This window comes from Gloeobacter violaceus PCC 7421, from assembly GCF_000011385.1.
Classification (GTDB): domain Bacteria; phylum Cyanobacteriota; class Cyanobacteriia; order Gloeobacterales; family Gloeobacteraceae; genus Gloeobacter; species Gloeobacter violaceus.
In genome coordinates, this window is the sequence record NC_005125.1 from 3,981,743 (window position 1) to 4,000,989 (window position 19,247).

At 53.7% G+C, this 19,247-nt stretch carries 18 protein-coding genes; 17 read left to right on the plus strand and 1 reads right to left on the minus strand.

Annotated features, from left to right (window positions below; all coding sequences use genetic code 11):
• The first annotated feature begins 244 nt into the window (after positions 1–244).
• The 17 genes from GLL_RS19465 (at position 245) to GLL_RS19545 (ending at position 17,635) form a co-directional block, all read left to right on the plus strand.
• Positions 245–1,222: a glycosyltransferase family 2 protein gene (locus tag GLL_RS19465; protein WP_011143763.1), complete on the plus strand. Its 978-nt coding sequence runs from the start codon at positions 245–247 to the stop codon at positions 1,220–1,222.
• Positions 1,167–1,868: an acylneuraminate cytidylyltransferase family protein gene (locus GLL_RS19470; protein WP_011143764.1), complete on the plus strand. Its 702-nt coding sequence runs from the start codon at positions 1,167–1,169 to the stop codon at positions 1,866–1,868. The genes GLL_RS19465 and GLL_RS19470 overlap by 56 nt, the downstream gene beginning before the upstream one ends.
• A 1-nt stretch (position 1,869) precedes the next feature.
• On the plus strand, positions 1,870–2,802 hold the full coding sequence (locus GLL_RS19475) for a phosphoglycerate dehydrogenase (RefSeq protein WP_011143765.1): 933 nt from the start codon (positions 1,870–1,872) through the stop codon (positions 2,800–2,802).
• Positions 2,803–3,540 (plus strand): SDR family NAD(P)-dependent oxidoreductase, encoded by a 738-nt coding sequence (locus GLL_RS19480; protein ID WP_011143766.1) that lies wholly within the window; start codon positions 2,803–2,805, stop codon positions 3,538–3,540. It abuts the gene before it with no gap.
• A gap of 4 nt (positions 3,541–3,544) precedes the next feature.
• On the plus strand, positions 3,545–3,808 hold the full coding sequence (locus GLL_RS19485; RefSeq protein WP_011143767.1) for a hypothetical protein: 264 nt from the start codon (positions 3,545–3,547) through the stop codon (positions 3,806–3,808).
• A 57-nt stretch (positions 3,809–3,865) separates the two neighbouring features.
• On the plus strand, positions 3,866–4,357 hold the full coding sequence (locus GLL_RS19490; RefSeq protein WP_011143768.1) for a hypothetical protein: 492 nt from the start codon (positions 3,866–3,868) through the stop codon (positions 4,355–4,357).
• Positions 4,358–4,371: 14 nt separating this feature from the next.
• The gene (locus GLL_RS19495; RefSeq protein ID WP_164929375.1) at positions 4,372–5,349 is read left to right on the plus strand and encodes a class I SAM-dependent methyltransferase; all 978 of its coding nucleotides are present in this window, start codon (positions 4,372–4,374) and stop codon (positions 5,347–5,349) included.
• Positions 5,346–6,230: an FkbM family methyltransferase gene (locus GLL_RS19500; RefSeq protein WP_011143770.1), complete on the plus strand. Its 885-nt coding sequence runs from the start codon at positions 5,346–5,348 to the stop codon at positions 6,228–6,230. Before GLL_RS19495 ends, GLL_RS19500 begins: the two co-directional genes overlap by 4 nt.
• A 103-nt stretch (positions 6,231–6,333) precedes the next feature.
• Positions 6,334–7,716: a hypothetical protein gene (locus tag GLL_RS19505; RefSeq protein ID WP_164929376.1), complete on the plus strand. Its 1,383-nt coding sequence runs from the start codon at positions 6,334–6,336 to the stop codon at positions 7,714–7,716.
• Complete coding sequence (locus GLL_RS19510) at positions 7,704–8,543, plus strand: 6-hydroxymethylpterin diphosphokinase MptE-like protein (RefSeq protein ID WP_011143772.1); 840 nt, start codon at positions 7,704–7,706, stop codon at positions 8,541–8,543. The genes GLL_RS19505 and GLL_RS19510 overlap by 13 nt, the downstream gene beginning before the upstream one ends.
• A 188-nt stretch (positions 8,544–8,731) precedes the next feature.
• On the plus strand, positions 8,732–9,742 hold the full coding sequence (locus GLL_RS19515) for a polysaccharide biosynthesis/export family protein (protein WP_164929377.1): 1,011 nt from the start codon (positions 8,732–8,734) through the stop codon (positions 9,740–9,742).
• Positions 9,742–12,054 (plus strand): GumC family protein, encoded by a 2,313-nt coding sequence (locus GLL_RS19520; protein ID WP_011143774.1) that lies wholly within the window; start codon positions 9,742–9,744, stop codon positions 12,052–12,054. Before GLL_RS19515 ends, GLL_RS19520 begins: the two co-directional genes overlap by 1 nt.
• Before the next feature lie 17 nt (positions 12,055–12,071).
• Positions 12,072–13,196: a glycosyltransferase family 2 protein gene (locus GLL_RS19525; RefSeq protein ID WP_011143775.1), complete on the plus strand. Its 1,125-nt coding sequence runs from the start codon at positions 12,072–12,074 to the stop codon at positions 13,194–13,196.
• A complete protein-coding gene (locus tag GLL_RS19530) occupies positions 13,177–14,001 on the plus strand; it encodes a glycosyltransferase family 2 protein (protein ID WP_011143776.1) in 825 nt (274 codons plus the stop codon). The genes GLL_RS19525 and GLL_RS19530 overlap by 20 nt, the downstream gene beginning before the upstream one ends.
• 24 nt (positions 14,002–14,025) lie before the next feature.
• A complete protein-coding gene (locus GLL_RS19535) occupies positions 14,026–15,390 on the plus strand; it encodes an O-antigen polymerase (RefSeq protein WP_011143777.1) in 1,365 nt (454 codons plus the stop codon).
• Positions 15,391–15,413: 23 nt separating this feature from the next.
• A complete protein-coding gene (locus GLL_RS19540; RefSeq protein ID WP_164929378.1) occupies positions 15,414–16,688 on the plus strand; it encodes a right-handed parallel beta-helix repeat-containing protein in 1,275 nt (424 codons plus the stop codon).
• Between the two features lie 110 nt (positions 16,689–16,798).
• Positions 16,799–17,635 carry a glycosyltransferase gene (locus tag GLL_RS19545; RefSeq protein WP_011143779.1) on the plus strand — a complete coding sequence of 279 codons (837 nt, stop codon included), beginning with the start codon at positions 16,799–16,801 and terminating at the stop codon, positions 17,633–17,635.
• 117 nt (positions 17,636–17,752) lie between these two features.
• Here the strand turns inward: GLL_RS19545 and GLL_RS19550 are convergent, their stop codons facing one another.
• Positions 17,753–19,186: an undecaprenyl-phosphate glucose phosphotransferase gene (locus GLL_RS19550; protein ID WP_011143780.1), complete on the minus strand. Its 1,434-nt coding sequence runs from the start codon at positions 19,184–19,186 to the stop codon at positions 17,753–17,755.
• Positions 19,187–19,247 lie beyond the last annotated feature (61 nt).

Consider the following 19,247-nt stretch of genomic DNA (forward strand, 5'->3'; position numbering starts at 1 on the left):
ACAATGCTTGTGGATGGGCTCCGGGATGGTCAGGTTTTCCTGACATGAAAGTCAAAAAGCTCTCCCGGCGTCTGCGGTCGCTCCCCTTCTCTCCCCACGGCTTGAGAGTGTTTCACCTCGCCTGGCGGACATTGAGATCCAGGATTACTCTACGCGGGTATTTTCCTGGTCGAATCGGGCTACAGCGGCGGCAGGCTGCCTTGATCGTCTTCAACTAAATGCCGCTTTTTGTTCGGAAAAGCCCATGTTGGTGAGTGTCATTGTCCGCACCTTCAACGAAGAGCGCTATCTGCCGCAGTTGCTCGGAGCCGTCGCCTCCCAGCGCACCGATGGATTTGCCTGTGAGGTGATTGTCGTCGATTCAGGCTCGACCGACGACACCGTCGCTATCGCCCGCGCCCACGGCTGCCGGTTGGAGTTTATTCCTAAAGCCGAGTTTTCCTTTGGCCGCTCGCTCAATATCGGCTGCGCGGCAGCCCATGGCCGGGTGTTGGTGTTTGTGAGCGGGCACTGTATCCCCGTGCACGAATGTTGGCTTGCCAACCTAGTGGCCCCGGTGAGTGAGCAGATGCCCCTGTGCTACGGTCGCCAGGTCGGAGGCGAAGCGACCCGCTTCAGCGAGCACCAACTGTTTGCCAAGTTCTTTGCGTCCACCAGCTGCCTTCCCCAGGAGGGGTTTTTCTGCAACAACGCCAATGCCGCCCTGCTTGCTTCTGTCTGGGAGCGCTACCGCTTCGACGAAGCGCTCACCGGTCTGGAGGACATGGACCTGGCCAAGCGCCTGTATACGGCCGGATTGCGCGTCGGTTACGTGGCGGAGGCGCCGGTGATCCACCACCACCACGAATCATGGGCGCAGGTGCGCAGACGCTACGAGCGCGAGGCGATTGCCCTACAGCACATCCTGCCGGAGGTACACATCAGTTTGTTTGATTTTGGCCGGTATCTATTGAGCGCTCTGTGGCTCGACGGCACCCGCGCCCTGGTTCAGGGGCGGCTGGGGGATCTGGCCGGCGAGATTTTCATGTTCCGCCTGATGCAGTTCTGGGGCTCCTACCGTGGCAACCACGAACACCAGAAACTCTCCAAGGCCAAAAAAGAACGCTATTTTTACCCGGGCAAGCCCGCCGGTCCGACCCCCGCGGCTGTCCCTCCAGGAGAGAACCATGCCGCCATCGCCACCCGCGTCGATCGTCGCTCTGCTACCCATGAAAGCCCATAGCGCCCGGGTGACGGGCAAAAACTTCCGGGCTTTCAACGGCAAACCGTTGTTTCGCTGGATCCTCGATACGCTCCTGTCTATGCCGGAAGTGGACCAGGTCGTCATCAACACCGACGCGCGGGCGATCCTGGCCGAACACGGTCTGGTGAACTCCCAGCGAGTCCTGATTCGCGATCGCAAAGCCAAGATCTGCGGCGATTTTGTGAGCATGAACCTGGTACTCGAAGACGATGTCGCGAATGTGCCCGCCGATATTTATCTCATGACCCACACGACCAATCCGCTACTGAGCGCCCAGACCATTCGCGGGGCACTTGCCGCCTACCAGCAAGCCAAAGCCGCCGGTCGCGCCGATTCGCTCTTTGCAGTCAACCGCTTCCAGACGCGCTTCTACCGGGCTGATGGCAGCCCCGTCAATCACGATCCGGACAAACTTCTGCGCACCCAGGATCTAGAAGCCTGGTTCGAGGAAAATTCCAATCTTTATATCTTTAGTGCCGAGAGTTTTGCCGCCACCCGGGCGCGCATCGGTACGCGGCCGACAATGTTCGAGACGCCCCGGCGCGAGTCCGCCGACATCGACGATCAAGAAGGCTGGGACATTGCCGAGATGATCGCCCGCACCCTGTACCCTGCCGTTGTCTAAAATGCGCGTCCTGGTCACCTGCCCGCCGATGCTGCGGCGCATCGAGCACTTTAAAGACCACTTCGAAGCGCGAGGGGCCGAGGTGTATTGCCCGCCGGTAGTACAGACACTCTCGGTTGCTGAACTGGTCGATCTATTGCCCGGCTTCGACGGCTGGATCATCGGCGACGACCCGGCGACGCGGGCAGTCTTCGCAGCCGGAGTGCGCGGGCGGCTCAAGGCGGCGGTCAAGTGGGGCGTGGGTGTCGACAACGTCGATTTTGCCGCCGCCCGCGCTCTGGGCATTCCGATTGCCAACACCCCGGCGATGTTCGGGGCCGAAGTGGCGGATGTGGCCGTCTCCTACGTGACGGCCCTGGCGCGCGAGACGTTTTCTGTCGACCGGGAGGTGCGCGCCGGTGGCTGGCCGAAGCCCTGCGGCGTCTCACTGGCGGGCAAAACCGTCGCTCTGGTCGGGTTTGGGGATATCGGCAAAGCCACTGCCCGGCGTCTTGTCGCAGCCGAGATGCGCGTCATCGCCTACGACCCGCGCTATGTCCCGGAGGCGGGTTCTGAGGCGGTCGAGCCGGCCCTGTGGCCCGAGCGCCTCGGCGAGGCCGATTTTATCGTCTTCACCTGCGCCCTCACCCCCGAAAACCGTCACATGCTCGGGGTCGCAGCGTTTGGGCTGACCAAGCCCGGTGTGCGCGTCGTCAATGTCGCCCGCGGACCGCTCATCGACGAGCAGGCGCTGATTGTGGCCCTGGCAAGCGGCCGGGTGCATTCGGCCGCTCTCGATGTCTTCGAAGTGGAACCGCTCGCGGCCGATTCGCCCCTGCGCGCTCACGAGCGCTGCATTTTCGGCTCCCACAACGCCTCGAACACCGCCGATGCCGTCGAGCGCGCAAGCTTCAAGGCGATGGCGCTGCTGTTCGGTTTTTTGGGGATCGACTGAGTGCCGACGACCGCAGTGATCACCGGCGCCAACGGCGGTATCGGACGGGCGCTCTGCTCGGTCTTCAAGGCCGCCGGCCACCGGGTGGTGGCTCTCGATGTGCAGGAGGGTGAGTGCGAGTGCGATCACTTCGTGCCGGTGGATTTGCAAAAACTATGTCTGGAGGAGAGCTACCGGGATGACTTTCTGGACCGATTGCGCGCCGAGTTGCCCCCTGAGGGGCTCCACGCCCTGATCAACAACGCCGCTGTCCAACGGCTCGGTGCAACCGGGCAAATCACCCTGGCCGATTGGCGTGAGACCCTCGATGTCAATCTGACGGCACCGTTTTTGCTCATCCAGGGATTGCTTGGCGAGTTGGAGCGGGCGGGCGGCTCGGTGGTCAATATCGCCAGCGTGCACGCCAAAGCGACCAAACCCGGCTTCGTCAGCTACGCCACCAGCAAAGCCGCCCTAGTGGGGCTCACCCACAGCCTCGCAGTCGATCTTGGTGCGCGCGTGCGCGTCAACGCCGTCTGCCCGGCAGCAGTGGCTACACCGATGCTCAAAGCCGGCTTCGAGGGCAAAGACCAGCAGTGGCGGGATTTGGCCCGCATGCACCCGCTGGGCCGCATTGCCGAACCCGAAGAAGTAGCCCGTGCGGCGTTGTTTTTAGCCTCGCCGCAGGCAGCATTTGTGAGCGGAACAGCCCTCGACCTCGACGGCGGCATCAGCCACCGCCTGCACGACCCGGTTTAAAGCGATGCATGCTACTCCTAAAATCAACCTTATCGATATCGGTGCAGTGGGCGGCCTTGGTCTGCCCTGGCAAGGTCACCAGGACAAGTTGGACTGGGTGTTGAGCTTCGAGCTCAACGAACCGCCGCAACTGACCGGCAAGCGGTTGCGCTATGACTGCGCGGTGTGGAACTTCGATGGCGAGGCGACATTTCATGTCTCGGGCATCCACGGCACGGGTTCCTCGCTGCTCAAACAAAATATTGACTGGGTGCGGCAAAATTATTAGCGCATCGCCAAAGAGGGCGATCCTCAGCTCAACCGCAGTTGGTTCGAACGTTCGGAGGTGACTTGCCAGATTCCCTGTCAGGTCAAAAAACTCGACACCATACTGCAGGAACTCTACCGCTCGCTCGAGCGAAAAATCGACTTCGCCTTTCTAAAAAGTGACACCCAAAGTGGCGAAGGCTTTGTTCTGCAGGGAGCCGAGCAGTATCTGCGCGAGGATTGCCTAGCTTTGGAGCTGGAACTTAACCGCTATCCCCTTTGCAAGGGGATGTTTCTAGAGAACGAAATCAAAACCTTTCTGGCCGAGCGTGGTTTTCGTGTTGCCGGTTGGACCGGCTATCAAAATTCCTTTGCCTCCCAGGCAGACTATCTGTTTGTGCGCGAAACGCCGTGCTCGCCCCGCGAGCGTGCCACGATTGCGCTCATCGAATCGATTTACAACCCTTCCCGTCCACAGCGCAAGATCAAACAGCCCTCATTGAAGGCCAGACTTGCCGCCCGGGTACGCAGGGCAACGGGAAGCCTTTCTGCCCACCTCGGTCGCCAGTAGTTACGATGACACCCATGATCGAACAGATTGCCCTGGCCATTCGCGATGCCCAGTCGGAAGGCCCACTGCTGCAAGCGGGCAAGGATGTGTTGACCGGTTTTTCCGGCGACAAACTTGTCGGCGCTCTCCAGCGGCTGGCCCTGCTTTTCGAGCGCGACAGCGCCGGGTGCTACCTGGAAGTGGGCGTCTTTCAGGGATTGACCCTGCTGTCGGTGGCAAGCGCCTGCCGCTCACTGCAATGCTACGGAATCGACAATTTTGCCTTTTTTGACCCTGAGGGGCAGAACCTGCGCATCGTCAGGGAGCGGGCGGCAAAACTCGCCGTCGGGAATGCTACGGTCATCAACAAAGATTATGAAGATGCTTTGGAGAGCCTTGCCCAGACTACTGGCGGGCGCAAGGTCGGAGTGTACTTTGTGGACGGCCCCCACGACTACCGCAGCCAGCTGATGTGCCTGGAACTGGTGCTACCCCATTTGCATCGCGACGCCGTGATCGTGGTGGACGACAGCAACTACCGCCACGTCCGCCAGGCCAACCGCGATTTTTTGATGACCCATCCGGAGTTTAAGCTGGTCTTTGATGCCTACACCGCCTGTCATCCGGCCAACGCGACGCCAGCGCAACGCCGCGCGGCGCAGGAGGGCTGGTGGAATGGGGTCAACATTCTGGTGCGTGATCCCGAGGGCCTGCTGCCGCCGGCGTACCCACCAACCGAACGTAGCCGCCAGTTATACGAGAACGAGCACATTGTGCACGCAGGGGCTGTTGCAGAACTGGCTCCCCAGGCTACCGAACTGTTGCAACTGCTGCTGCGCAATCCTCTGCGATTTGTAGCTTCCTCTCTAAGGCTTTATCAGCGCCTGCACGCAAACCGCACAGCCCTTGCAAGCCGCTATCCCCAAATGAATACCTACAGCGCAGATCTTCCTGCTTCCCGTTTCAACACCGCTGTGTTGGCCCCCGAATCCAGGACACGTCCAAACAAATGATTTACCCATTGGCTCACAAAGCCTATAGGCACCTGAAGCGGATTGTCTCTACATGTGAGACCGTCGATTTTGGCAAATTCAAGCTCACCATCGATCCACGCGATCCGGGCGGGCTTGCCTACCATCAAAAACATTACTTCGGCGACCTGCTCTGTCCCCTCGAAAATGAAATTGTTGCGCGCTTCCGCCCGTCTGTCTATTTGGATGTGGGGGCCAACTATGGATTTACGGCCCTGGCTCATGCCGCCCGTAACCCCGGTTGCTTAATTATCGCCGTCGAGCCGTCGCCCACTCTGTTGCCCTATTTAAAGCAAAATCTTGAAGCTGCAGGTTGCAACTTTCGACTGGTTGATGCTGTGTGCTCCGATCGGCCTGGCCGGATGCCGTTTTCCCTCAATTTGGCGGGTAGCCAGGACAACCGGGTCTTTGAAGACCACCAGTCAACCCCGGCCCGGGCCTGGAAAACTGTCGCGGCGGCGGCCACCACCGTCACCGAGCTGCTGCAATCGGTGGCTGTCGATGCCTTTGCGTATATTAAAGTTGACACCCAGGGCTTTGAAGAAAGAGTGTTCCAGGGTGCCGACGCATTTTTGCGCTCGCACAATCGCTGGCTGGTGCGCACCGAATTTGCCCCCAAATGGTTGGCTTCTCAGGGTACAGATCCATTGATGCACCTCAAAAACCTGGTAGAGCGCTACGTCGTTGCGGAGTTGCCCAAACGCACCCGCTTTCGGGGAGATTCGCTTTCTACAGTGCTGGACGATGCGCTGGACCCGGAACACTGTCAGGCTTTTGTCCAGTACCTCCGTGGCCTTGCAGACGGAGACGGATGGTGCGATTTGCTCGTCGTTCCGCCTACCAGTCCCCTACTCAGACACTAAAACCACAGTGCGACCGACAGCCCGCCTTTCCCTTGCTGGTTTGCCGCTCAGGCTATGGCACTCACCGACGATCACGACTTGGGGCAGTTTTGCGGCGCGCACATTGAGTCTGGTCGCTGTTTTTCCACTGGTGCTGGCCCGCTTCAGCGCTGAACAGGTGGTCGTCTGGTCGTTGCTCAACAGCATTATTGGATTGCAGATGCTCGCCGATCTGGGATTCGCCTCCACCTTCTCGCGGGTAATTGCTTTTGCTATGGGCGGCGCCAAAGACCTTGTGGATTTTCGCAACCCCAAGCGCGTTCACGGCAGTGGTGAGCCTGATTGGGAGGTGATCGGCCGCATCAGCTCCACCATGGGTACTGTCTATGGGCGGCTTACGGTTGTATCCGTGATCGCCCTTGCCTCCTTCGGTACTTGGTCGCTTAACAAGCCGATCGAAGCTCTGCCGGATCGCACCGAGGCCTGGCTTGCGTGGGCGGTGGTGCTCGCCACCACTGCGATCACTTTCCGCGGCAATGCCTACAGCGCCTATTTGCAGGGCATCAACCAGATCGCTCTACTGCGCCGCTGGGAAATCGCGACCTCTGTGGGTGCGGTGATAACCAGCACTGCAGTGATGCTCGTAGATGGGAGTTTGCTAGCGCTAGTGGTTGCCAACCAGATCTGGCTAGTCATTGCAACGTTGCGCAACCGCTGGCTGTGCAGTGTCGTCAAGCAAGGACGTTTTTTCTACGGCAGCGACCAGGGCCTGGATGGGCCGATCTTCCAGGCGGTATGGCCGAGTGCCTGGCGCAGCGGGGTGGGCATCGCCCTCACCGGCGGTCTGGTTCAGGTGAGCAATTTGCTGTACGCCCAGTGGGGACCGGTACAGCAGGTAGCTTCCTACCTCATCGCCCTTCGCCTTATCCAGGCGGTCAGTCAATTTTCTCAGGCGCCTTTTTACAGCAAGACCCCTCTGCTTGCCCGCCTGCGCAGCGAGGGCAAACTCGATGAACAGGTGTATGTCGCTCGCCGCGGCATGTTGCTTTCATACTGGGCATATAGTATTGGATTTGTGGCCATCGGAACTTCTGCTGGGCCGCTGCTCAAGTTACTCGATAGCCAGACCAGCTTCGTGGAACCGCAACTTTGGGCTTTGATGGGCCTGGTTTTCTTTTGCGAGCGCTACGGCGCTATGCACCTGCAGCTGTATACAACCACAAATCACATCATCTGGCACACAGTGGCTCTTGTTCACAGTGCCATTTTTATGGCGGTCAGCCTTGCAACGTTTAACTTTGTTGGCGCATATGCTATTCCCGGAGGCTTGCTGGCTGGCTACTTAGGCTTTTACTCCTGGTATTCTGCTGCCCATTCCTACAAAGCTTTCCACCTGCAGCTGTGGTCTTTCGAGAAGTCTACATCCCTGGTTCCCCTTTCGGTCACACTGGTCTACTCACTGGGGTCATTTTTATTTCCGATGTTGAGCAAAACATGGAACGGATGAGCACGCAGAAGGTCGAAAATGTGAGACAAAGCAGTCCTGATAGTGATGGTTTTTCTCAGAGTGCAACCCTCAATCCTTACCGGTTCGCAGCCTTTGAATTACTCAATCGCTTGCGTTGGGATTTCAACCCAGAATCCTGGCGTTCGCGGGCTAAGCTTCGCGCCTGGAAAAACAAGTATGCCGACAAAAAAGCTGTCATTTTGTGCAACGGACCTAGCTTGTTAAAGTCGGATCTGTCCATGCTTGATGGTTATTTCACCTTCGGGCTCAATAAGATTAATCTTTTGTTCGATAAAACTACATTTCGTCCTTCCTGTATTGTATCTGTCAATCCTTTCGTCATTGAGCAAAACGCCGACTTTTTCAACCAGACGGACATTCCTTTGTTCTTGGACCGAGTAGCCCTTAAGGACGTGCGGGCAAGGGACAATGTGACGATGTTGCACTCAGCGGGCCAGAGCAAGTTCGCCAGAGATTGTTCAATCAGTATTTACCAGGGCTCCACCGTGACGTTTGTGGCCATGCAACTCGCATTTCATATAGGTTTCCGGCAAGTCGCTTTGATCGGCTGCGATCACAATTTCACTACCACAGGCCCAGCCAATCAGACTGTCATAGCAGGTAAAAGGGACGACAACCATTTCGATCCCAACTACTTCGCCGGCGGTGTCAAATGGCAACTGCCGGACTTGCCCAATAGCGAAGCTGCTTACTCCCTTGCTCTGGTGGTTTACGAGACGGCGGGCAGAAAGCTCGTAAACTGTACAGAAGGAGGTCGTTTGGAACTGCTGCCCCGAATTTCGTTGGACAATTTTGTCCGCAGTTAACTCTTGTGAGCGGTAAAGGGCTGCCGCAAGAAGATGAGGGTGTACCCTGTAGTGAGTTGTAAATCTGTCGATTGGTTTTTGATGACAACCTTGCAAAGGCTTACCAACCCATGAAGTGTGCTTTCGTTTCTGACTTGCATCGCACTCTAACCTGGCTGCTTGTATTTACAAGCTGGCCTTGCCTGCCGGTGTTCGCGCAGCCGACGCCGTCCTTCGGGGTACCGAACTTTGCAGCCCAACTCACCGAAACGACTTACAGTCTAGGGCCGGGAGACGGCCTTCAAGTAACTTTCTACGACGTTCCCGAAATATCCGGTGCCAGGACTGTGCTGCCGGACGGCACCCTTTCGCTGCCGCTGATTGGCAGCATAGCGGCCGAGGGCCTTACAGCGGAGCAACTCTCGCAAAGGCTGGTGGAACTTTACCGTCCCTATCTGGCGCGCCCGCGGGTAGATGTGACCGTCGAGCGCCCGCGACCCATCACCCTTGTCGTCAGTGGGGAGGTCAACCGGCCGGGTCCCTATACCTTTCAACCGGTACAGAGTGTCACCTTCTCTGGAGGCACCAGCCCTGCGACACTGTATAACCGGATCACGGTCAGCACCGCCCTTATTCAGGCTGCTGGTTTAACCGAGCGTGCCAATGTCCGGCAGGTGACCCTTGTGCGGCGACTGCCAGGGGGAGCGACCGTCCGGCGCAATCTTGATCTGTGGGCACTGTTGCAAAACGGGGATGTCTCACAAAACCCCAATCTCCAAGATGGAGACGCGATTTTGGTCCCGCGCTCCGAAGAAGGCAAGCCGGACTACGACTACGATGTGGTTGCCCAATCGAGTCTTTCCCCCGAGCAGATTGAAGTGCAGGTCATTGGCGAGGTCGCAAAACCCGGTTCGGTTAAAATTCGCAGCGGCGCCCCTTTAACCAGTGCCCTGATAGGTGCCGGAGGACTTACGAATTTGTCCGATCCGACCCAGGTTGAACTCGTCCGTGCCAACCGCGACGGTACGGTGACACGCCGCGTAGTCAACGCCCGTCTTGAGCAGCCTACGGACATCAAGCTCAACCCTCCCCTCAGGCAATCCGACATGATTGTCGTGCGACGCTCCTTTGGTGGCGATGTAATTAATGGGGTGAGCACGGTTCTCGGGCCTTTTACCCAGCTTGCCAACGTCGTCGTCCTATTTAGAGCACTGCGCTAATGACAAAACAGCCGTTTGCAGACCCCGTCGACAAGCCCGCACAAGTCGTTGAGGAGTCGAGCTTCGATTGGCAAACGTACGCCAGGACCATATGGCGCCGACGCTACGCATTTATTGGGGTCTTCGTTGCCACCTTCTCTCTGGCGGCGGCTTATACATTTTTGAGCAATCCCGTCTACGAAGGCGAGATGCTTCTGCTGCTTGAGGACAGAAACTCCCAACCGAAGGTGCTGGCGGATGAAGCCAGCCCTATGAGCTATTTTGCCAGCAACTCGGCCGATATCAACACCCAGATTGAGGTGTTGCTGCGTCGACCCTTGATCGAGAAAGCTCTGCGGGTGCTACGTCCAAAATTTCCAGAACTTCTCGATCAGGATGCAGAGGATATCACCAAGCGTCTCGAGATTATCCGAGAAGAGCGAACGCAAGTCGCCGTCGTCAGCTTCGAAGACACAGATCCACAAGTGGTCAAAGCCATCCTCGACGAACTATCGCGCACTTACATTGATTACAGCCTTGAGATACAAAAATCGAAGCTCGATGGAGCTATTGCCTTTATTGAAAACGAATTGCCCCCTGTCCGCAAAGAGGTTGAACGCGCAGAGGAACAACTACGCACCTTCCGCCGCCAGTACAGCATTCTGGATCCGCAAGTGCAGGGAACGGAACTAGCTGCGACCTTGAATACCCTCAACCGTGACTACGAACAATCCAAAGCGGAACTGGAGGCTAGCAAGGAGCATTATTGGGCATTGAGTGAGAGACTAGGCATCTCTCCAGGTCAGGCGCTGGCGTCGGCAACATTAAGCAAGGACGGCCCATACCAGGAAAACCTGACCCAGCTGCAAAAAGTAGAAACCCAACTAGCTCTTGAGCAGGCGCGTTTCCGCGACGACTATCCGGCAGTCCAGAGCCTGAAATCGAAACGCGACCGGCTGCGCCAAGTTCTGGCCAGCCAAGCCCAGCAAATTCTGGGTGATCGCACAGTCCCAGCCATCGTCTCCGGCGGTGCCTCCTTGCAGGACAGCATTGCTGACAGCGTGAACAACACAGGTTCGCCAAAAGGGATTACAGATCGCCTCGGTGATCTACAAGTCAATCTCGCGGCGGAGCTCATAAAAGCAGAAAATGCTTATCGAGTTCAAACTGCTAGAGTTGCAGGTCTGGAAAATGTCAAAAACCGCATGATCGGTCAATTTAAAGTTGTACCGAGCCTAGCGAAGCGGTATCAAGAATTGGTGCGAGATAGTAATCTTGCCTCAAACAGTCTCAACCGGCTACTCGAAAGGTTACAGGAATTACGAATTCAAGCTGCACAGGAGTTGTCACCATGGCGGGTGATCGAACCGGCTGCAATTCCCGAAAAACCGATCTGGCCGAAACCGCTATTGACCCTCGGAGGCGGTGCACTGCTTGGCCTTGTCTTCGGTTTAGGGATAGCAAGTCTGCTGGAATCGGTCGATGACCGAGTCAAGTCAATCAGCCAGGCTAAAGAATTACTCAACTTGCCGTTGCTTGGAGCAATTCCATTTACAGAAGAAGAGGATTTGCAGGCGAGCAGCCAACCCCAATTTTCCAAGGAAAGGCAAAAGCCGGACCTACCAAAGTCGTCTTTAGAAAAATCGATGCTGCGGGAAGCTTTCCGATCGCTGCTGACCAATCTGCGCTTCTTGAGTTCCGATCGGAAGCTCAAAGTTTTTGTCGTTTCTTCGTCAATGCCTGGGGAAGGTAAAAGTACCGTTGCAACCAACTTGGCCAAGGTAGTAGGCGGTCTCAACCGTAAAGCTTTACTCGTAGATGCCGATTTAAGACGGCCCACGGTTTCCAACAAACTCGAATTGTCAAATGGCCCCGGCCTTTCGACAGTGCTCGCAGGGGAGATGCACTGGAGCAATTGTGTCAACCAGATTGACGAAAATGTCCATGTCCTGACATCCGGTCCCCTGCCGCCCGATCCTGTAGCCTTGCTCGATTCACTACGCATGAAAGAATTAGTAAAGCAGTGGGGTGAAAGATATGACCTGGTGATCATTGACAGCCCCCCTATGATTGGCTTGGCCGATGCCACTATTCTGACAAAGTGCGCAGATGGTCTTGTCTTCGTGATTGGTCTAGAAGTGGCTAGAAGGGGTGGTGTCTTGAGCGCCCTTGAACGGTTGCGCTCCGCATCATTAGTACCAGTTGGTTTTGTCGCCAACGGGGTGCGAAAAGAAGCTGAAGGACGTTCCTACTACACCCAGCATTACTACCACTACTACGGTCAACCTACACCGGACAAGAATCAGACTGGTACCCGACAACGTAAGAAATAACAATCGACATTGCATCCATGGCCGCTGAAGTCAAAAGGATACTCGCAGCTGTTCTCAACTGGAAAGGAGTAGAGGACACAATTCATTGTTTTGAATCATTGTTGTCGTGTCGCTTGCCCGAGATGGTTCATTTGGAAATCCTCATCATGGACAACGACTCTAGAGATAATTCCTTTGAAATTCTCGAAAAATACGTTCAGAATCGCGGCGGTACCAAGGTATTCAAGACATACAAGCTCGACGAGTTCGAGAAGGCGGCCGATGTAGGCATGTCGATCTACCTTGTTCAAAACGGTGAAAACTTGGGTTTCGCAGGAGGTATAAACGTTGCCTTCAACTACGCCTTGAGAAGCAACTTCGACTACGTGCTTCTTGTGAACAACGATGCTGAGATCAAGCCGCATAGCCTGTGTGCAGCCCTTGACGCGTTTACCACGGATAAGGATATTGGCGCCATAGCAGCGAAGATTATCGTAGCAGGGACAGCGATTATCGACTCGGCAGGAGACGGGTGTTTATATCCAGGGAAGTTCTACAAGAGACACCAGGCGGAACCTATGGGATCTGTCACGGCGCGCGAGTCAGTCTTCGGGTTTTGTGGAGGGGGGGCGTTGATTAGCACACAGATGCTAACTCAGGTGGGGGGATTCGACGAGGATTTTTTTATCAACCACGAAGATTCTGACCTTTCTTACCGAGCGCGGATAGCTGGGTACAAAATCTTGCTGGAGCCGGACTTTGTTATTGAGCACAAAGTTTCAAGCTCGATGAGCAAAGCGGGTACCCTTCCGAATTACTACTCTATCCTAAATGCCGATCGAGTGTACTTAAAGAATACACCCTGGTTAATCATGGCCCTGACATTTCATGAAAAGCTCTTATACGAGATAATTTCCTTTATGTATTGGGTGCTGATATCCAAAAAAATGTCAGTTTACCTGAAAGCAAAGCGTGATTTTTTGTATGGTCTACAAGGGACTTTGCGCAAACGCAAACTGCTACAAAACCTACGCTGCTGTAACTCGTTCGAGCTATTGATAAATATGGATTCAATACTAAACAGTCCAGCAGCAAAAAAAAGGTTGAGTGATATAAAACTAAGGCTTCTTGGTGGCAACAGGCATGGACACGCTTTCTTCTAAAAATTCACCGGAAGGAGGCTACCGTCTAACCCAGACAGTAAAAGCAAGACCTCTAGTAAGCATTATCACCGTAGTACGTAACGGCAGAAAAACCCTCGAAAAAACGATTACAAGTGTCATTCAACAAACATCCAATGATCTGGAACACATTGTTCTAGATGGAGGCTCCAAAGACGGAACAATTGAGTTGCTTCATGACTACAATTCCAGCATTGCCTACTGGCGTAGCGAAGAAGATATAGGGATTTACAACGCTATGAATAAAGGGATTGAGTTGGCTTGGGGAGATTGGCTGTTTTTTTTGAACGCAGATGATTTGTTGCATGATAAACATGTAATCGCGGACATCGCACCTCACCTACGTGGAGCAGCTGGCTGTGTATTTGGCACTGTGGTCTACGACACTGGAGAAGTTCATATCTCTCACGTCAGCTCTTCCATAAAAATGTATAATACAGTCCATCATCAGTCAGCTTTTTACTCAGCACGTTTACTAAGGCAAATGGGGCTGCGTTACGACGAGAAATATGCTATTTGTGCTGACTATGAACTAAACCTAAGACTCTGGCTGAACAGCACTCGCTTTGTGCCATTAGAAAGGGTGGTATCCTTCTGCGCCGATGATGGAACAAGCCGCAAAAACCCAATGCGAGCATTTCATGAGATGCAACTAATCCAAAAGAATGCACTCGGACTGGTTACGTCACTATTGAGCTTCGCACGAAATGTCAGCGTATATTTCCTTATTTCGAGGCAAAAAGCAAAAATTAGAGCAGTACAGCAACTGTTAAGAAACAAAAAATAGCTCTTCTTCAGAACAGGATGTGGAATGTCGTCAATAAGCGATGCTTTTTCAGCAGCCAATTGGTTAGGCCGCCAACAATCGTTCAAGGCGATATTAGTATCAATTTTTGGAGCTGTGGTAGCTTTCTACTGGCTGTCTCCTTTCGCGACAGTAGAATTTGGTTACGTAAGTGCAATCATTGCTTTGACAATGATTGTTCTGTTTCATCGATTGAATTACTTGCATCCGGTTGTAGCATTTGTCCTACCTTGGCTTGCAATTGTGGGACTGTCAAGCCTGGATATTAGTATTTACTCAACAATCCCAAATAAGGAGACCTACCTACTCATTCTCACAAATATTTGGTTAGCCTTTTTCTTCGATATCATTGCCACTTCGACGTTTGGATTGTTTCCAAAAGGTAAGTCGCGGAAGAAAGAGTGGAAAGTAGCGGCCATAAAAAAAGACTGGTTCAGACTGTTTGCTTTGCTGTTCTTCTTGCTGACTACCGTAAACATTGCAATCGCTGGATATATTCCCCTTGTCAAGGGTATCACCGAAGGAGATACAGGTTACTTAAGCTTCGGAGTTAACGGGCTTTACGGTTTTTACTGTGCGTACGCGAATGCGTTTGCCCTCCTTGCTTTCTATACGTATTTGCTTACAGGGAAGAGAGGCTATCTTGTATTTTTTGCTATCGTCATTTTTACTTTTGTTCTATTTGTGACACGGCAAAATGTTTTGTCGTTGATTGTTGAGGCAATAGTTCTCTATGGAATTGTAAAGAAACCCATACCCTTGACACGTATTGTGCTTCTTTCGGCGGTCTTCCTTGTAACTTTTTCGGTTCTTGGCGATTTTCGTAGTGGCGACATCAAGGTTCTTGCGGGTATTAAATCCGAGTACCAGTTTATTCCCAATCCATTTGTTTGGTTGTACAGTTACAGCTACTTCAACGTTCTGAATCTCGATAATCTGATCAATTTGTCCCAGGCACCGTACTTTGATGGAACTTCAGTAATTAATCTGATCCCGTCGTTTTTGCGACCGTCGATTGTACGGGAGAGCTATCTGGAGGTAATTTACTTCAATGTTTCTTCCTATCTGTTTCCAGTCTATTACGATGCCGGTTATACCGGGACATGGCTGCTGACTGGTGGGGCGATTTTTTTAACGGTCAGGTACTACCGCCGAATCCAAAACTCACCTTCATTCACCGAACTTGGTACGTTCGCGGTTCTTTACTTCTGCGCTTTGCTTTCGTTCTTTGTTAATTTTTGGTTCTATCTACCGATCATATTTCAGGTCGCTATTTTTAGAATATTGTCGCTGAGCCTTCGTTACGAAAAGCTGAGTCCAAAGGTTCTGTCTGGGCAAGATCGATTCGTTGAAGGAGCTAGAGTGACATGAGTAGTAAAAGAGCGATTTCGTGGATGTTTGTCTTTCTGTTGATGCTACTAGTCGTTTCCGAACGGTCGTTCAGTCAAACAACCCAAACCGAGGCGTCTCCAGAGGATTTTGGGGCGGCCGGTGATGGCGTCAAAGATGACACTACAAGCCTCCAAAAGGCTTTGCAGTCGGGCAAAAATATTGTACTGAAGAAAACTTACTTTACGAAAGACCTAAACGTTACCACCGCGAACCAGAAGATCTTTGGTGGCGGCAAACTGGTAGCTGCTCCTGGGACTGAGGCGCTACTTTCGATTCGGGCGCCTAACGTTGCCATCGAAGGCATAAACTTCGTTTTTAGTAACCGCAAAGTAAAATACGGTATCGTCACTTCTGCCCCAGGCACCCGAGTAACCGGCAGTTCTTTTTCTGGCGATATTGGTCACTACATCCTGGGCAACAGTGCCACTGGGCTTACAATCTCTCGCAATGTTTTTAATGGAGCGGGTTCTTCCCAGGGTGCACCCGTAGAGGTTAGCGCAGTTAAGCAGTTCTCCGTCATTGAGAATCAATTTAAGGATGTCACCGGATTCAATCTACAGACACGTTGGTCCCAAGACGGCGAAATTCTGAGAAATAACTTCATTAACCCCAGTCATGTTTCGACGCTTACTGCTGTGCAAGGCCAATCCACCTTTGAATTTTCCTTGCCCTACCCCACTGCCAGGCAAGGAATACGGCTCAACGACAAAGTCGTGCCTCCCCAGGGAGGCGTTCTGGGAGGCACAGTTTTTGCAACTGTGAAGGGTACCGGTAATAAGCGCACTGTTACTCTCGTTGATCGGCAGGGACAGCCCTACCCTTCGCAAGCTGGTGATCGTGTGACACTCGTGGGCTGGCGCTCTCTCGAAAATATCAATATCAATGCTGGCACATCGAGAGTAAAAATAATGGGAAACACGATCGATGGTTCGGGTGATGGAGGCATTGTAATTGCAAGTGATTACAATGTTCGACGCATTTTGGATCCCAAAAACCCAGCCGATTTCCCTCAAGACATTCTGATAGAGGGTAATAAGATCCGCAATATCCACGCCGAAGGAATCGGAGTTCTATTCTCGAAATCTGAAGGCATTGTTATCCGCAACAACCAGATCGAAGACTGTGGACAAAGCCTTGGTGGATTTTTCTCGTCTTGTATTTTTCTAGCAGCTGACAATGTTCGACTGGAAAACAACGGCTGTCGGAATACATCTTCCGGCATCACTCTTTACAAAGTTTTCGTCAGTAAGTCTCCACAAAAGTCTCAACGTCTTTGAGGAAACTGATACAGGGAACTGATCCATTTGCTTGCGAGTAAGTGCCTGCATGTCCGTAGACACTTACTCGTGATTTGTCGAATGTTTGCTACCAACACACGTGAGTTTTGATGAGCCGTCAGCCGTCGCTTCAGATCGAGCCTTTCAAAGAGATAACTTTTGTTATCGTCACCTATAATTCTGCGAAGACACTGACCGATTCGATCGAGTCTTGCCTGCAGACAATCCACCATCATTATGGATCGAGAGGCAGGCTTGTTGTTGTAGACAATGCATCGCTTGACAGCTGCTCTTTGATTGTCGATCACTACCATCGAGCCTATCCAGACATTTTTATCGGGATCAATTCAAGTAACAACCTTGGGTTTGGCAAGGCCAATAATCTTGCCGTCGAGTACTTTCCAAGCCAGGTATACGCTCTTATCAATCCAGACGTTGTTTTTCAACCGGAGACCATTCTAAAGCTTCACGGTATTCTAGTCGCGTCGAGAGATGTAGCAATTGTCTGTCCGAAATTGCTCTATCCTGACCATACTGTCCAGCCTTCAGTTCGAACTTTTCCGACTTTTACTTACTTTCTGCTGCGCAGCCTTATCGGTGAAAAACTTCAGCGTAAACTTTACTCCTTCAGTTATTATTACGAGCACTTATACAACTTTGAAATACCCTGTGAAGTGGATTGGGGCATTGGCGCATTTATGATGGTTTCTGGAGACTACATTTCAAAATACGGTCTTTTCGATGAGCGATTCTTTCTATATTTTGAAGATGTCAATCTTTGCTTGAATGCCTGGAGAAACGGGTTTCGGGTTTTGTTCGATCCCCAGGCAACAGCTATACACAAGTATCAGAGAGCCAGTACTCGCTCGCCGTTCAACTATTTGAGATTATTACATACTGTGTCCGCGTTTAAATTTTTTACAAGGCACCCCGAACTACTGTACTGAACCGATTTCTGATGGGTAGTGAGCAGCCCGATGCAACTTGCCGATAATCCTTCTTTTAATTCTCTTTGGGGGTGTGGCCTGCGCTGAAGAGATTGTTGCCGACTTGGCGTGTCCAGTTTAATAGGCGTCCTCGGGGTGGAACACTACTTGCAAGGCCGTAACCAAAATAATGCGCAAATCAAGCAGCAGCGACCAGTTTTCAATGTAATAAAGGTCGTAGCGCACCCGATCGGGAATCGAAGTATCGCCGCGCAGGCCGTGGATCTGCGCCCAGCCGGTAATCCCCGTCTTGGCCAGATGCCGGTCGGGGTACTTGGGAATGTCCTGGCTGAAGCGTTCGACATAGATAGGCCGCTCGGGTCTGGGACCAACCAGGCTCATCTCGCCCACTAGTACGTTCCAAAGTTGCGGCAATTCGTCGAGGCTGGTGCGCCGCAAAAACGCTCCCACCACTGTGCGGCGCGGATCGTCGCGGGTCGTCCAACCTGGTCCTTGCCCCTCGGCACCCTCCCGCATCGTGCGGAACTTATAAATCCAGAACACGGCCCCGTCGCGGCCGATGCGTTCCTGCTTGTAGAACACCGGTCCCGGGCTGCTGAACTTGACCGCCGCAGCGATCAGCACCAGCAGAGGAGCCCCGAGTACCAGGCCGAACCCGGAGAGCACAATGTCCAGAAATCGCTTGGTAAAACGATTGGAGGCACGTCTGAGCGGCGTATCCTGCAGCGTGAGCAGCGCCGTTCCCCCTAGCACATCCACCTGCATACGGGCGGTCACATACTCGAGAATGCCAGGCACCAGCCGGATCTGCACCGGCCGCACGGCAGTAATTACCTGCAACAGTTCAAGCAGCTGCCTGCGTGGGTAGTCGGGCAGCGCCACCCAGACTTCGGCCACCTCGTGGGTTGTAAGGTAACGTCCCAACGTCGCGACCGAGGCAATCACCTCACCGCTTGCGGCCGCCGCCTCAGGCTCCTCGGCCACCAGACCGACCAGATGTAGACCCCACTGGGGATTCATCGCCAGCAACGCCTTGAGCGATTCGGCCGGTGCTCCGGTGCCGACGATGAGGACCGGCTGCAATCCGAAGCCGCGCCCCCGGAGGCTGCGGTTGATCTGCTGCAGCGCCAACCGCCCCGCCACGATCGACACCGCCGCCACTGCCCAGGCATAAAGCAGCACGAAGCGCGAAAAAGAAGCCTCGCGGAAGAAAAACACCCCCGCCACCACGATCGCAAAGGCGAGCACAAGACCGATGAGTGCCTTGGCCACTTCGTCGAAGCGCGACTGATAGCCCGGTGCCCGGTACAGGCCTGAAGCGGCAAAGACCAGCAGTGTGGAAATCACGCTAAATTGCGCGAGCGCCCAATAAAATTCCGGTCCGTACAGCGTATTGGGACTGGAGGCGCGTACTTCGTAGGCCATCCAGTAGGCAAACAACACCGATAGTGCATCCCAACAAAGGGTCGAGACGACAATGAGTACAGTCAGTCCGTTCGCCAGACCCTCCAGCCAGGGCCGTCCGAAGCGGGGTACGGTTTGTTGGCGCATCCTGCGTATTCAAAGACCTACCGATGCTACGACATTCCCGCCCGCTTGGTAAACTCGGCCG

Coding starts and splice junctions, on each gene's coding strand:
- GLL_RS19465 (WP_011143763.1), top strand. CDS start 245: ATGTTGGTGAGTGTCATTGTCCGCACCTTCAACGAAGAGCGCTATCTG.
- GLL_RS19470 (WP_011143764.1), top strand. CDS start 1,167: ATGCCGCCATCGCCACCCGCGTCGATCGTCGCTCTGCTACCCATGAAA.
- GLL_RS19475 (WP_011143765.1), top strand. CDS start 1,870: ATGCGCGTCCTGGTCACCTGCCCGCCGATGCTGCGGCGCATCGAGCAC.
- GLL_RS19485 (WP_011143767.1), top strand. CDS start 3,545: ATGCATGCTACTCCTAAAATCAACCTTATCGATATCGGTGCAGTGGGC.
- GLL_RS19495 (WP_164929375.1), top strand. CDS start 4,372: ATGATCGAACAGATTGCCCTGGCCATTCGCGATGCCCAGTCGGAAGGC.
- GLL_RS19500 (WP_011143770.1), top strand. CDS start 5,346: ATGATTTACCCATTGGCTCACAAAGCCTATAGGCACCTGAAGCGGATT.
- GLL_RS19510 (WP_011143772.1), top strand. CDS start 7,704: ATGGAACGGATGAGCACGCAGAAGGTCGAAAATGTGAGACAAAGCAGT.
- GLL_RS19520 (WP_011143774.1), top strand. CDS start 9,742: ATGACAAAACAGCCGTTTGCAGACCCCGTCGACAAGCCCGCACAAGTC.
- GLL_RS19525 (WP_011143775.1), top strand. CDS start 12,072: ATGGCCGCTGAAGTCAAAAGGATACTCGCAGCTGTTCTCAACTGGAAA.
- GLL_RS19530 (WP_011143776.1), top strand. CDS start 13,177: ATGGACACGCTTTCTTCTAAAAATTCACCGGAAGGAGGCTACCGTCTA.
- GLL_RS19535 (WP_011143777.1), top strand. CDS start 14,026: ATGTCGTCAATAAGCGATGCTTTTTCAGCAGCCAATTGGTTAGGCCGC.
- GLL_RS19540 (WP_164929378.1), top strand. CDS start 15,414: ATGTTTGTCTTTCTGTTGATGCTACTAGTCGTTTCCGAACGGTCGTTC.
- GLL_RS19545 (WP_011143779.1), top strand. CDS start 16,799: ATGAGCCGTCAGCCGTCGCTTCAGATCGAGCCTTTCAAAGAGATAACT.
- GLL_RS19550 (WP_011143780.1), bottom strand. CDS start 19,186: ATGCGCCAACAAACCGTACCCCGCTTCGGACGGCCCTGGCTGGAGGGT.